This window comes from Betaproteobacteria bacterium (assembly GCA_016720925.1).
Lineage (GTDB): Bacteria > Pseudomonadota > Gammaproteobacteria > Burkholderiales > Usitatibacteraceae > UKL13-2.
Genome location: JADKJR010000001.1, coordinates 480,625 through 493,257, shown reverse-complemented (window position 1 = coordinate 493,257; position 12,633 = coordinate 480,625). Strand labels below are relative to the sequence as shown.

14 protein-coding genes and 2 pseudogenes are annotated in these 12,633 nt (G+C 57.5%); 2 read left to right on the top strand and 14 right to left on the bottom strand.

From position 1 onward, the window contains the following. Positions 1 to 16: 16 nt before the first annotated feature. The 4 genes and pseudogenes from IPP88_02400 to IPP88_02385 form a co-directional block, all read right to left on the bottom strand. A pseudogene (locus IPP88_02400) lies at positions 17 to 1,167 on the bottom strand (HlyD family efflux transporter periplasmic adaptor subunit). A 2-nt stretch (positions 1,168 to 1,169) separates the two neighbouring features. Then, the gene (locus IPP88_02395; protein ID MBL0121610.1) at positions 1,170 to 1,688 is read right to left on the bottom strand and encodes a hypothetical protein; all 519 of its coding nucleotides are present in this window, start codon (positions 1,686 to 1,688) and stop codon (positions 1,170 to 1,172) included. Next, a complete protein-coding gene (locus IPP88_02390; GenBank protein ID MBL0121609.1) occupies positions 1,685 to 2,434 on the bottom strand; it encodes a TolC family protein in 750 nt (249 codons plus the stop codon). The genes IPP88_02395 and IPP88_02390 overlap by 4 nt, the downstream gene beginning before the upstream one ends. Next, positions 2,347 to 2,934 carry a hypothetical protein gene (locus IPP88_02385; protein ID MBL0121608.1) on the bottom strand — a complete coding sequence of 196 codons (588 nt, stop codon included), beginning with the start codon at positions 2,932 to 2,934 and terminating at the stop codon, positions 2,347 to 2,349. The genes IPP88_02390 and IPP88_02385 overlap by 88 nt, the downstream gene beginning before the upstream one ends. A gap of 308 nt (positions 2,935 to 3,242) precedes the next feature. Between IPP88_02385 and IPP88_02380 the strand changes: the two genes are divergently transcribed. Both IPP88_02380 and IPP88_02375 read left to right on the top strand, forming a co-directional pair. After that, positions 3,243 to 3,923 (top strand): heavy metal response regulator transcription factor, encoded by a 681-nt coding sequence (locus IPP88_02380; GenBank protein MBL0121607.1) that lies wholly within the window; start codon positions 3,243 to 3,245, stop codon positions 3,921 to 3,923. Beyond that, positions 3,920 to 5,312 (top strand): annotated as a pseudogene (locus tag IPP88_02375) (heavy metal sensor histidine kinase). The gene IPP88_02380 and the pseudogene IPP88_02375 overlap by 4 nt, the downstream one beginning before the upstream one ends. A gap of 246 nt (positions 5,313 to 5,558) precedes the next feature. Here IPP88_02375 and IPP88_02370 read toward each other — a convergent pair. The 10 genes from IPP88_02370 to IPP88_02325 form a co-directional block, all read right to left on the bottom strand. Continuing rightward, positions 5,559 to 6,107 carry a helix-turn-helix domain-containing protein gene (locus tag IPP88_02370; GenBank protein ID MBL0121606.1) on the bottom strand — a complete coding sequence of 183 codons (549 nt, stop codon included), beginning with the start codon at positions 6,105 to 6,107 and terminating at the stop codon, positions 5,559 to 5,561. A 74-nt stretch (positions 6,108 to 6,181) separates the two neighbouring features. Next, on the bottom strand, positions 6,182 to 6,388 hold the full coding sequence (locus IPP88_02365; GenBank protein ID MBL0121605.1) for a hypothetical protein: 207 nt from the start codon (positions 6,386 to 6,388) through the stop codon (positions 6,182 to 6,184). Positions 6,389 to 7,193: 805 nt separating this feature from the next. Next, positions 7,194 to 7,886 (bottom strand): TniQ family protein, encoded by a 693-nt coding sequence (locus tag IPP88_02360; protein MBL0121604.1) that lies wholly within the window; start codon positions 7,884 to 7,886, stop codon positions 7,194 to 7,196. A 25-nt stretch (positions 7,887 to 7,911) separates the two neighbouring features. Then, positions 7,912 to 8,211 (bottom strand): hypothetical protein, encoded by a 300-nt coding sequence (locus tag IPP88_02355; protein ID MBL0121603.1) that lies wholly within the window; start codon positions 8,209 to 8,211, stop codon positions 7,912 to 7,914. Between the two features lie 47 nt (positions 8,212 to 8,258). After that, entirely contained in the window at positions 8,259 to 8,939 is a 681-nt protein-coding gene (locus IPP88_02350) for a TniB family NTP-binding protein (protein MBL0121602.1), read from the bottom strand. 50 nt (positions 8,940 to 8,989) lie between these two features. Further along, on the bottom strand, positions 8,990 to 9,454 hold the full coding sequence (locus IPP88_02345) for a hypothetical protein (GenBank protein ID MBL0121601.1): 465 nt from the start codon (positions 9,452 to 9,454) through the stop codon (positions 8,990 to 8,992). Next, entirely contained in the window at positions 9,420 to 9,812 is a 393-nt protein-coding gene (locus tag IPP88_02340; protein ID MBL0121600.1) for a hypothetical protein, read from the bottom strand. Before IPP88_02340 ends, IPP88_02345 begins: the two co-directional genes overlap by 35 nt. Before the next feature lie 66 nt (positions 9,813 to 9,878). Beyond that, positions 9,879 to 11,027 carry a DDE-type integrase/transposase/recombinase gene (locus IPP88_02335; protein ID MBL0121599.1) on the bottom strand — a complete coding sequence of 383 codons (1,149 nt, stop codon included), beginning with the start codon at positions 11,025 to 11,027 and terminating at the stop codon, positions 9,879 to 9,881. Then, positions 11,027 to 11,653, bottom strand: a complete 627-nt coding sequence (locus IPP88_02330; protein MBL0121598.1) for a TnsA endonuclease C-terminal domain-containing protein — start codon at positions 11,651 to 11,653, stop codon at positions 11,027 to 11,029. The genes IPP88_02335 and IPP88_02330 overlap by 1 nt, the downstream gene beginning before the upstream one ends. 499 nt (positions 11,654 to 12,152) lie before the next feature. Beyond that, positions 12,153 to 12,341 carry a hypothetical protein gene (locus IPP88_02325; GenBank protein ID MBL0121597.1) on the bottom strand — a complete coding sequence of 63 codons (189 nt, stop codon included), beginning with the start codon at positions 12,339 to 12,341 and terminating at the stop codon, positions 12,153 to 12,155. Positions 12,342 to 12,633 lie beyond the last annotated feature (292 nt).

Below are 12,633 nucleotides of genomic sequence, written 5' to 3'. Positions count from 1 at the left end.
GAGCGTGGGGGGCCATTTATCTCACCTGCGACAACAGGCCAACGCCCTCGACGACCACACGGTCGCCCTCATGCAGACCGTCGGCGATGACGACGTTCGTCGCGTCTAGCGACTGATAGCGGACGCGGCGGGCGACAAAGCGTTCGGCTTGGGTATGCACCCAAACCGCCGTCTCGCCGGCACCAACTTTTGTCAGCGCCGATCGCCGCACGGCAGCACCCTTGATCCCCTGCGTTGTACGTACGATCACCTTGACTGGCTGACCTACCGCCACCGGAGCATTGTTCGTCGTGATACGGAACAGCAACGGTAGTGCCTGCTCACGCAGCTGCCGGCCGCCGCCAACAAACTTGAGTTCCAGCGCGGTTTGCTCTGCCAGCGCGCTGGCAGAACTCAGTGTCGAGACTATGCTTGCATCGTAGGCCAGCGCCTCGACTGCAAGGCGGGTTGGGTCGACGATCTCGAACAGAATTTCCTTGGCGTCCACTACCTGACCGGCGACCAGATGGTGCGATGCGCTAATCACGCCCCCTGCTGGCGCCAGCAATGGTTCGGCGGTATCAATGCTGGCGCTGACAAAGGCACGGCGCCGCTGCAACGCCCCGCGCTCGATGCGCGCCGCATCGATTTCTTTTTGCGGCACGGCACCTTCAAGCTGTTCGAAACGCTTCACGCGCCCGTCGGCAATAGCTAACTGGGCCTCCAGTTCGGCCAGTTGCGATTTCTGATTGCCACGTTCGATGGCTCCGCTGACCGGCGCAGATAGGCGAGTACCTCGCCTTTGGCGACCTTTCGTCCTTGTACCGGCATGCCTTTAGGACCGGGCACAACGATGCCGGCAAACGTCGCCTGAACCCGACCGCTCGTCTCGGGATCCGGGATTACTTTGCCGTTGAGTTCGATCGTTGCGGTGAGTTCGGCAATACGGATTGGCTGAGTGCGAACCCCGATCTGACGCTGCAAGATCTTGGGAACAAACAGGCTGCCGTCGTTCAGCCGCTGCGGAGAGGCGAAGTTACTCATTGAGCCCGTTGCACTCGCTGGCGCGACGGCAGTGGTTTTATTCTTGTCCTGGCTGTGGTCTTCGTCGCCGTGGGCGAAGGCGTTGCCCACGGCGACCGCCAACATTGTTACGACCACGATTGAACATGCGTTGATCTTGTGCATGGTCAGATTCTCCTGGCGTTTTTGCGACGCCCTGCAACAAACCACCCACCACCGGCAAGCAAGAGCAGGGCAGCGACAATCCAGACGACCCGTTGCCTCCAACGGTCGACAGGCTCGACGCCCGCCGTTGGCGGCGGAATATCCAGTACTGCCGTAAGTAGATCCGTGGTGTCGCCCACCTCAATGCCAATCGTCAATGGATGCCTGGCCGGTGGAATCGCTGCGGCGATATCCATGACATACGTGCCGGGTGCTGCATCACGGGCGATGCCCTTCAGTCCCGCACCCTCGACCTCCACCTTGGCGTTCGTGACCGGTTCGTTGCTGGCGAAACGGTCGACATACACCACCAGCTTCTTGTCTTCGAGCACAACCACTATCTCGAATTCCTCGGTCGCGGCGCTTGCACGCGGCGCCACGTGCAGACTGACTGCCGGCGGCGGCGCGCCATGATCCTCCCCTTCGTGACCCATGGCGGGTAATGCCAAAACAAACAACGCGATTGCAACGACATGTCTCACGGCAATACTCCCAAGGATTGATTCAGGCGCGATACCGCCACCGCGCGAGCGACGCGCTGGCGGCCAAGCAAGGCTTCGGCGTCGAAGGCGGCGGCGCGGATGCGCAGCAGTGTCGCCAGATCGGATTCGCCGAGTGAAAAGGCCTTTTCGATCAGGCGCAGATTTTCCGCGGAGAGAGTACGGCGCTCCTGCGCCATGGCGAACTGCCGCTCCGTTGCATGCGATGCGCGTTGCGCCCGCTCCGCATCGAGTTGGACGCGGATCATGATGCGCCGCATTTCGGCGTCCGCCTGGGCGACTTCGGCCTCAGCCGCCGAGGATTCGCGGCGTACCCGTGGTGCCGAAGAAAATGGAATCTTCAGCCTGATGCCGACACTGTTGGCATAGGGTTCCGCAAAGTCACCGCGTTCGCGCACGACCCGCAACGCCAATTCCGGCGCGGCACGGCGCGATTCGCTGGCAATCTTCGCCTTGGCGCGGGCGCCGCGCGAGGCAGCGGCGGCAGCCAAGAGTTGCGGGTGGGACTCGAACGCAGACGAATTTCCACCCGGACTAGACCGCGTCGCTGGCGTTTCTGTGTCCATATCCATCGGCGCAGCCGCGCCGGTCAACGTTTGCATGGCCTGCTCCGCCTGAAGCAGGGACGCCTCGGATTCGATCAACTCCGCTTCGGCAACATGTACTTCGGACTGCGCAAGGTTGGCGTCGATGCGTGACAACTCACCCACTTGGTAGCGATGCCGCACGTCGGCTTCCAGCGCGTGCGCGGTTTCGAGGCGGCAGGCTGCCAGACCCTGACATTACGCGCCGTAGCCAGCGCCCACCACGCATCGCGCACCTCGCCCGCCAGTTCCCAGCGCAGTGCAGCACGCTTTGCGACAACCTCGTCGATGCGGCTTGCCGCCTCGGCCTCACGCGCGACCTTCTGTCCCGGCAGCCAGAGCGGCGTCGCCAGCTCGATCTCCCATTCCTGCCGTCCCAGATTCCGATTGATGCGGTCGTTGAGATTGCCGATGCTGACCGAACCCGACTCTGGCGTCAGGCTGGCGGCGGCCTCGCGGGCTGCGATAGCCTCGATCTCACGGGCATCCAGGCCCGCTGCCTGCGGGTACAGACGCCACGCTTGCTCCAATGCATACGCCAAGCCGGACGACGCAGGCGGAGTATCGGCTGCCAGCCCTGAAAAGCTTAGCGCCAGTCCGGCAACGCAACTGGCGAACTGCGGCTTCCGAAGGGTAAATATCATGCTCATATCAAGTGGCTGGCAAATACGCCGCCTCCGGCGCCGCAACCACCACAAGTGACGCTCTTGAAGAACTCCGCACGGTGAGCGCCTTGGGCAAACGGCGTCGCTATGACGAGGACGGGTACTAGGGTAATACGTATTGGTTTCATGGCAGACTTTCCTTCAACGACGCGTAGTGAGCATTCTGCAAACAGTTTCCCTTACGCAAGCTGACGCCGGGATTACATTTCTGTAATCATTGACGTGCATTGATTCTGGAAGCGCACAATCGCCGCATCGTCATGAAAGAAAAATGAAAGAAAGGCGCGATGAAGATTCTGGTTGTCGAAGACGAACCGAAAACCGGTGACTACCTCAAGAAGGGTCTGGTCGAGGCTGGTTTTGTCGTCGATCTGGCGCGCGACGGCGTGGACGGGCTGCATCTGGGCGAGACTGGGGATTACGACCTGGCGATCCTCGATGTGATGCTGCCGAAATTGGATGGCTGGCAGGTTCTCGCTGGAATACGCCGCACCAGGCGCGAATTGCCGGTCTTGTTTCTTACCGCGCGCAATCAGGTTGACGACCGAGTGAAGGGCCTCGAACTTGGCGCCGACGATTATCTGGTGAAACCCTTCGCCTTCGCCGAACTGCTTGCCCGGGTGCGCACGCTACTGCGCCGCACCAGTCGCCTCAGGGAGGCAGAGCAGATACGCGTGGCGGATCTGGAACTCGATCTGCTGCGCCGCCGGGTAACGCGCGGTGGCCAGCGCATCGACCTCACGGCCAAGGAATTCGCGCTACTGGAGCTGCTGCTTCGACGCCGTGGCGAAGTGCTGCCGCGCTCGCTGATTGCCTCGCAGATTTGGGACATGAACTTCGACAGCGATACCAATGTCATTGAAGTGGCGGTACGCAGGCTACGCGCCAAAATGGACGACGGTTTCGAACTCAAGCTCATCCGCACCGTGCGCGGCATGGGTTACGTGCTGGAGGATGACCCTGAATGAGGCGCGGCCGCAAGTCGATTACGTCCCGGCTGACGCTACTGTTTGCGGCCATCTCGACGGCGGTGTTGCTGATGCTGGGGCTTTTTATTGGCAATGCGGTTGAGCAACACTTTGTCGAACAGGACATGGAACAGATGACCGGCAAGCTGCATCTGGCCGGAAACCTGCTGGAGAAAGTGCAGACGCCCGCTGATCTCAGTGCACTCGTGGCGCAACTTGACGATTCATTGGTCGGTCACCATGGCCTCGCCATGCTGGTGCGTGGCCCCGGCGAACAGACACTGTTCGTTACCACCGGCACCAGCTTTCCGCCCACCTTGCTGGCGCGCGACACCATCAAGAGTCCGCCGCAGCCGCAAGTCTGGAAACAGGATGGGCTGCCTAGCGCGCAACCACGGCGCGGCATTGCCGCCTTGTTGCCGACAGGTATCGCCGGCTGGCCGCCGGTGCTTGTCGCGGTGGCGATCGACATCACGCACCATGAACACTTCATGGCCTCGTTCCAGCGGACACTTTGGTTGTTCGTGGCCGTTGCTGCCGTCTTGGCCGGGCTCCTCGGTTGGGCTGCGGTAAGGCGCGGGCTGGCGCCCTTGCAGGCCATTCGCGAGGGAGCGGCTGGCGTCACGGCAAGCCGGCTCGACTACCGCCTGGCGGTCGATTCGGTTCCCGTCGAGCTGGAAGAACTCGCGGAAGCCTTGAATGACATGCTCGCCCGCCTCGAGGATTCCTTTCAAAGGCTGAAGGATTTTTCCTCCGATCTGGCTCACGAACTCCGCACGCCAATCAGCAATCTGATGACGGAAACCCAGGTGGCGCTGACCCGGGCGCGTAGTCCCGACGAATACCGTGAGGTGCTGGCGTCCAATACTGAGGAATTCGAACGCCTCGCGCGCATGATTGGCGACATGCTGTTCCTTGCAGAAGCCGACAACGGATTGATTGTGCCCAATCGTGAACCTGTTGACCTGTCGAAGGAGGTGCGCGAACTGTTCGATTTTTCGATGCGCTGGCTGAGGAAAAGGCGTTGCACCTCTCGGTAACCGGTACCGGACAGGTATCCGGTGACAAGCTGATGCTGCGCCGGGCGCTAGCCAACCTGTTATCCAACGCGATCCGCCACACCCCTGTGGACGGCAGCATTCGTGTCGGTATCGAGATGACCGGAGAAGGCACTACGCTGGCGATCGAAAATACTGGCGAGCCGATCCTCAGGAACATCTATCGCGGATATTTGATCGCTTTTACCGTGCCGACCCGTCGCGGCACCGCAGCGGCGAAGGGGCTGGATTGGGTTTGGCTATTTCTCGCTCCATCATCCGTGCCCACGGCGGCGAGATTTATGTCCGATCCGACATTAATAGCGTTTGCTTTGAGCTGCGGATGGTATGACCAACTCTGCCAACAGCAAGCCACGGACCTGTCAGCGCCAACGGGACGGGGGGCATGCTGGCACCACTTAAAGCGCCCAAGCCATCCCACGCACAGGCGGCTTTGCCGATGCTCGTTCACACAGATATGTTGCGCCATGAAAAAGCCAGTCGCCATGAAGTAGGAACAGACGCCCGTGGCATGGCAGGCAAAATTTCAGTGATCACCAGACAACGCAATCATTTTCGAGAATTCCGCAGGAAGTTTTCATGCCTTGTCTTTTTCATTCTCTGCTGATTCTTGACAAATATTGTATTGTCGCAACGCGAGTACGGACGTTCGGTCGTAGAGGTAAGTCCCAAACTGATCGATGCCTGGTCCGGAAATTGGTCGTATTCTCCCTAGCTGATGACAATTGGCGAGTGTGGATTTTTCGATCCCGATTAGTTGACTTGCCTGCCGCGCGGTAAGTTGAGTTCTATTCTGCTTGATCGCCACGTCAACGTCCTCTACTCGAAGGTATGTCCCCAACCCATCTGTTTCGGTCTTAAGCCTTCCCGAATCTGTCCAATTTCGCCGAAATCCTTGGGGCGATACGTCGAAGTATTTCGCCGCATCCTCTATGCGCATCCAGCCAGCATTTTCGCGATACTGCGCGCAGAATGTGTCAACGACCCCACGCTCGAACACGCGCCGGTTTCCCAGTTGATTTGAATGTTCAATGCACTGAAGTCTGCCATCCTTCACCAAGCGGCCCAAGCGCTGCGACGAAATATTCAGACGCGCCATGACCACCGAGGATTCATGCAGTTCCATTTGAGCGAATTCAGCATGGCGCGCCGGAGCACCAGACTTCGGTCGCCCGGCCCTGGTTCGATAGCAATGCGTTTTCACCGCTGCAGCAAGATCGATAGATCGTAAATCCTGTCGCCGGAACAGATAAACCAGACCATCATCGATACTGGCCCTGACACTGGCTCAACGCCGGCATCGCGGATCTTGTCGGCAACGTTTGTGTGATTGACAGAAAACTGCCGCGCCATTGAACCCGCCAACACGTAGGTGCGATCGAATTCTTCGAGATCCGTCTTAGTCATGCACCATTGTTTGCTGGTCCGTTGCAATACTCTTTCATGCATTATCAATTTTCCGGTACGGAGCAATCGATAAATCACGTCCGAATAGGTCCGCAGGTGGAGCGCCACCTCGGGCACTGACAGAAATCCGTCATCAACTTTTCGTTCCCTTAAAAAGTCAGCACAATCCTCGCGATTCAATGTCATTGTTGCGAAGGGCTGCCCAGGAACCCACGCGACACCCAATATTCTCCCTTCGCGCAATTCAACAAAAGCTCCCAGAGTGTCCTGCCGGCGAGTGGCAGCTTACCGCCAACAATAATGTCCCGAACAGAAATAGTTCTGCCTGCAGGTCTCGACACGATCTGGCGCTGAATGCGACTCAACAAGTCGTTTAACGCGTACGCACTTACATTCTTGCCATCCGCCGCCAAGCAATCAACCTCCTTAAGGCCCGACAGGGCATCGTCCGACGAAAGTAGACCGTGGGTACACCTAGAATCTTGGCAACCTGAGCGCGGCTAAAGGTCGTGTCGCTCATCAACGACTTGCCGCCACCGACGTCTACCGCCCCATTGTCATTGAGGGTTGTGCTGGCGAGCCGTCTCGGCGCCGCTCGCAGTACGTCAAATTCCTTGGCGTGGTACTGACGCGCGACCAATCGTTCTTGTAGGCGCATGATCCACGCCTCGATTCCTAGCGCCGGCAGTTGCAACGCGACCTTTCCGATATGCGCCCTCACGAGCGTGTCGAATTGACTCAATCACGTAAGCCGACAAGGGCCTCGCTGATACCCTCGCCGCGAATTCGCGTGATATCGGGGATTTCAAGTGTCACTTTTTCCGATGCGAGCCCATTCGCCCCCGGAGCGCCATAAAAACGCCAGCAGCGCCAGCCAGCCACCTTTGGAGATCACCTGTTCGCCCACCATATTGGGGCGGTCATGTGGTCCTGCCAACGCGTGGAGGATCAAACGAAGCCGGTCGCTTTCGACCGTCGTCAACGGTTCACCTTCAGCCAGTCGCAAGTCAAAGCCACACGAGCCGCAGGTAGCAACCTCTTGCCGGGCCATGCGGAGTGCGGAGTGACAATGTGGGCAGGCATCTATCAGCCGGATGTTGTGCTGAGGGCAACCTTCGACCAGCGACAAATCCCACACAGCACGCGCGTGCGCGGATGCCCGCAGGCAGACGACACACACGTGCGACCTTTTGACTCGAAGAGCCCAACGCGGAATTTGCGAACCCTTAAACAAACAGGTTGAAAACAATTCTGAATTCGACCGTGTATAGGCCAATTGCCGATAGGGTTCCACCGGCTTGCCGAGGGCAATTGCCAGATCCATCATGCCCTGTGGGCGCGTGGCAACCGCCCAGAGGGACCGCCAGCGCCGTCCCTCCACAGCAATCAGGTCAAGCAAGTGATTGCCAGACACCAACCCATTCAGATCAATGAGGCGCAATAAGTAGCCTAGCGGGCTCTCATCGTCAAAGGGATCGGGTCTTACCAGCAGTGCCATTGCCGATCGCTGCATCTGAGCCTCCCTAAGACAATTCCGCAACTGCGCCAGCTTCGTCCTTCTTCTTGGACTTGATCCGATTGGATGATGCCCCTTTGTGCCGATTTTTCTTTCCGCCGATGATCTCGTTCTCAATGGCCGTGATATTCACGGTAAACGGGTTGAATTTCACAAAACCGCTCGCGCCGATTTCCGCGTCAAAGGCGGCGACGAGGACGGCATCATCGATCTCGTTCAGCTTCAGCTTCATGGCCTTGCGGGCCGCGGACTTGATTACACGCATGGTGTAGCGGAGGTAGCCGCCCGATGCGACGTAGAGACGCATGGCGCGATGGTAATCCGACAAATTCGATTGGCCCGAAAACGGCAGCGTCAATTCAATCTGTTGAAGAAACTTCCGGTATTCGTCGCCATTGTCACGCTGCCGGTGAAAGGTTCCAGCGTCATGCGATTCATGAAGCGGCTGCGTAACTGGATTTGGCTATCCCCTTCCACAACCTTGACCAGGCTAGGCATTCCGACCAGCACAAAGGATATCTTTGTCCGGTTGATCAGCGTCTTGACGAAGTCCGACACATCGCCCAGCACGCGCTCGGTTTTCTCATCCAGGAGATGCTGAAATTCATCGAGAATAATCATGTCGACTTTGCAATGTATGACGGGCTTGTAAAGGCGCTCGATCTGGCTCACAGTATTACCCCGATCCGGCTGAGGATCCCCCAGCGCGCTCAAGAGAGTGGTGGTCACTCCCTTCACACTGCACGGCTTTGGCACATCGATCGCCAAAATCGGTACGATCCGACCCGTGGGTGTTTCCTCCGCCGCATAGCCCTTCAATACCTGGGCGATAAGTGTGCTTTTACCGACGCCCGATTCACCGACAATGGTCATGCAGCGCGGCTCCTGATCTTCGCGGGTGACTTCAAGACACTCATCGATTGCCTCCATCAAATGGGTAAGGCGCGGATGGCGGACGAAGGCCCCGTATAGCTTGTCGAGGGAACCCGCTTTGGCAGAAGCAGTCGTATCGGCGGTCTGGTCTGGTGTACGCATGGTTAACCTTTCAGTTGGAGGAAAATAGAACGGAGAGTGCGGTCGATGGTCTAGTCTGAGTTCACCTCCCATCCATCTTGGGCCGGAGGCAGCTCCGTCGGGACAAACAGGGGCCGCTCACCGAAATTGGTGTTGCCAGGCTCATCCGAGAACTCGGCAAGTTCGCTTGAAGGATTACGTTCTGCCTGTGCGGCTTCCGCTTGCTGGTAGTCCGACTGGGCCACATTCTCGTAACGAGCCACGTGCTTATTGCCCCGCTTTCCCCCGCCGCGCTTCACGACTTTCTTGATCTGACGCGCGATCTTGGCCTCGGCGATACGCAGTCCCTCCTGGTCAACCTTTCCGGTTCCCAAGGTCTTGGCATAGGCTTGGATGATCTTGTGCTGGTGCCAACCTTTTCCCTCGGCATATTCGGGCTCCGTGTTTGGCACCCACAGGTATTCGTCAGTCAGGGGATCGCGCACGTAAATACCCCTGATGTCATCGGGAAGCATTTTGATCTTCAACCGCGCCATGGCTTGGCGCTTGCCCTTCCGGATTTTCCATGCGGGCGCGAATCAACGAGAGGTCCTGACAGTTGAATAGTTGCCCGTTGATCTCGATCCCATAGTGATGAATAGTGCGTTCGACGATGACGCCAAGCGCGATATCGAGCTCGCGTCTGGACGGCGGCAGACGGGGCGGATTTTCGATGACTCCTTCCGCCCATTTCGCTGCTGGCGTAGTCATGATGCCGGAGTGGTAGTCCTGCATGTAGATATCGACCACCCACATATGCATGATCTTCACCAGTTCATGGAAATCCACCGTGGCATGCTTGGTAGGGTCGTAATCTGGCAATCTGTATTGCTTGCCAAACGTGGTGCCAGGCAAGGCGTGGATGAGACCCCTGGTTGATCGTGCGCATGAAGCGCTCGACCTTGCCCCTTGTACCAGGGCTCATGTGGGGCACAGTTGAATCCGGATGCGAAGCGCATCGGCGCCATCATCAAGGTTGGCCGACACGAACTCCTTGCCGTTGTCCGAAATCGCCAGTTCCATGAGGCCATGGCAATCCCAAGTATGTTGAATTTCGGGATACACCTTGCGGAGGTCCCCTTTCGGCAAGATCGCGCGCTTCATCGCTTCCATCACCGCGACCCATGACGGTGGCCCGAACGACAGGTAGAACGACAGGATGGCGCGCGAATGCGCGTCAATGACGATCGTGAGCCAGGGGCGACCGAGAATGATTCCGGACCTACTGTCCACCACAAACAAATCCAGTAACGTGTGATCGATTTCTACCCGTTCCAGAATTCGGCTGGTCTTTACGCCACGGCCATACTGTTTCTGGGTTCGATCCGCTGCACGCCACGTGGACCGCGATGACAGGAATTTGAAGGGATCAATCCGCAAACAATAGCGACGCACCGAACCCTCGCTCGGCATCTTGATGTGATGCGCTGGTTCCCGAAATTTGTTCGCGTCTGCAATCGCCGTTTCCAAGTCGCGGCAGAATTTTGTGACGGTGTGTTTTTGCTTGGTGAGCAGCCCTTCCTTTGCGACCTGACCGGCAAGTTGGACAAGTTCCTGTGGCCAACGTAGCTGCCGATTGCCACGCCGCGCGCGCTGGGGAAGAAACACGCGAGGATCACCCTGCGACCTTTCCCAATCGCGGCGCCACCGCTGCAGGGTCCAATGCGTCGGCTTTCGCACATCGCCAATTTCCGCTGCGACCGCTTCGATGACTTGGGTGAAGCGAGAAGGCTGGTAGGTCTTGACGCCCAAATTATCCAATGCGTCAACATAGGCCTGCTTGCGCCGGACCGTTTTCTTGTCCTCCTCGGAGGCAATCGTGAGGTCGAGCAAATTCAGTTTGCGTTGCGTCAGAAACGTTGCCGCCACGGGATCGGCGACGTGCTCGGCAAACCCGTCCAGATACTTCTGCGCCAGTTCCTGGCGCGCCATGAGCAGTGTCGTGCCGTTCTTGACGTTGGTTAGGGAGAAACGCCCATCGGGCAACGGAAGCCCAATTGAATACTGCTGGGCATGCAACTGCACTTGTTGTCCTACAACTGGATTGGTCAAATTCAGATTAAATGACATTACGCGTTACTCCTCGAAGAAATGAGCGATTGCTCGGTGAGCCTCTGGTTAAGGTCGACTTCTACAGCGCGTGTTGCAATCAAATGCCATACCAACTCGACGTCACTGTTGTGGACGCGGGCGTGCGCTTGGACCGCGCCCACGGTTCTCGCGCCGCGTTGAATTTGCGCGAGTAGTTGCTGACACTGGTAGTCCGTGGCCTCGGTTCTAAGGAAGCGATACAACCATTTCAGGTTTGAGAGCTCCGGTTCCCGACGGAGATCAAGTTCGGTCTTAATGAAGAATCGGTATTTGTGTCTCGCGAGCACTTCAGTGACGGCGGCTTTCCAGAGTCGAAACTCCGGCGTCAAGGTTTTCGCCAGCGGTTTCACTTCGATGACATCGCGCAGATTCGATCCCTCGACGAGAAAATCCGGGGTATAGCGACGCCGCTTGCCATTCAGCACGTAGGAAACGTGGAATGGCTGACCCGAGATAGCCGCCACCTCGCGATCGAATTCAAGGTGAAACAGGCAATCTTGCTCCAACTGGCTTTCCCACCAGATGCAGAAACGTGACTTGTTTGACGGGAATCGACCGATGACCTTGTGGGGACTTCGGTTGTGAATCTTTCGAACTGGTTTCAATGAGTATTCCTTTTAAGTAATTGCGAGATGGGCGAAGAGAGTCATTAGATGATTGACAAATGGCCGTCCTACTCCCGCTTTGTGCCCTGTAGTAGGACAAGCGATACAAAAGGCTAAAAACTGCAAATGGGAACAGGCATACGTCCCACACTGGCCGAAGTGCCTGGCAGGATTAGACAGGCACTTTCGGATTAGTTCATGAGGTTCCAGTGCAGCTTGCGCGAGCTACGGTCGAATTGGCGTTGGTCGCGCGCGGCCGACCAGCCGAAGCGGCGGGGCGTTCGCATTGATTTGCTTCGCGAGGCAATGACGTTTTTTCATCGCGGAGCCGAGTGGGTCATATCCAGATTCGCCGAGAACTAATTCGAATGGCGGATAGTCGGAAGGAACCATCTTCCTACGTGGAAATGCGAAGGGCAGCAAGAGGCAGCGAGGGTCACCCTGATGCCTTCCTGACAACGTTGTGAACCTGGATATTGAGTTGAACTTGCCATCGCGCTTACACATAAGCTGACACGGGCGGTTCGATTAAGGAGAAGCGCGCTGCGGCAACATCAGAAACTCGAGGCTGCGCAGTCACCAAGAAATCGACCTGTTCAAAATCGAGTTCCGCGAGTGAATCGTTTAGGATGGTCGTTTGTGATGCACTCGAATAAAAGAGAAAATCTGAATTCAAATGAATGCTCATCTTTAAAACCTTTCGTTGGTTTTTTTGAGACAAGCTAGACCCCCCGGGCAAGAATCGGGCTTGACACCGGGCTACGGGAGGCAGACAATACGCGCTCGCGGGTGCGTTTTGTGTTTACTGCCTCCCGCACGAATGCCCCCAAATGCTCCTGCAAGAGCGGGGGCTTTCGTGCTTTTGGCCTAGCAACTTAGTTTTTTCGTTCTGCGCTCATAACGCTTATAAGACCGGTCTGGCCAACTGATCTACCCTTTCATCTTTGATTTCAATAACCCTTGGCTATCGCTGCAATTGC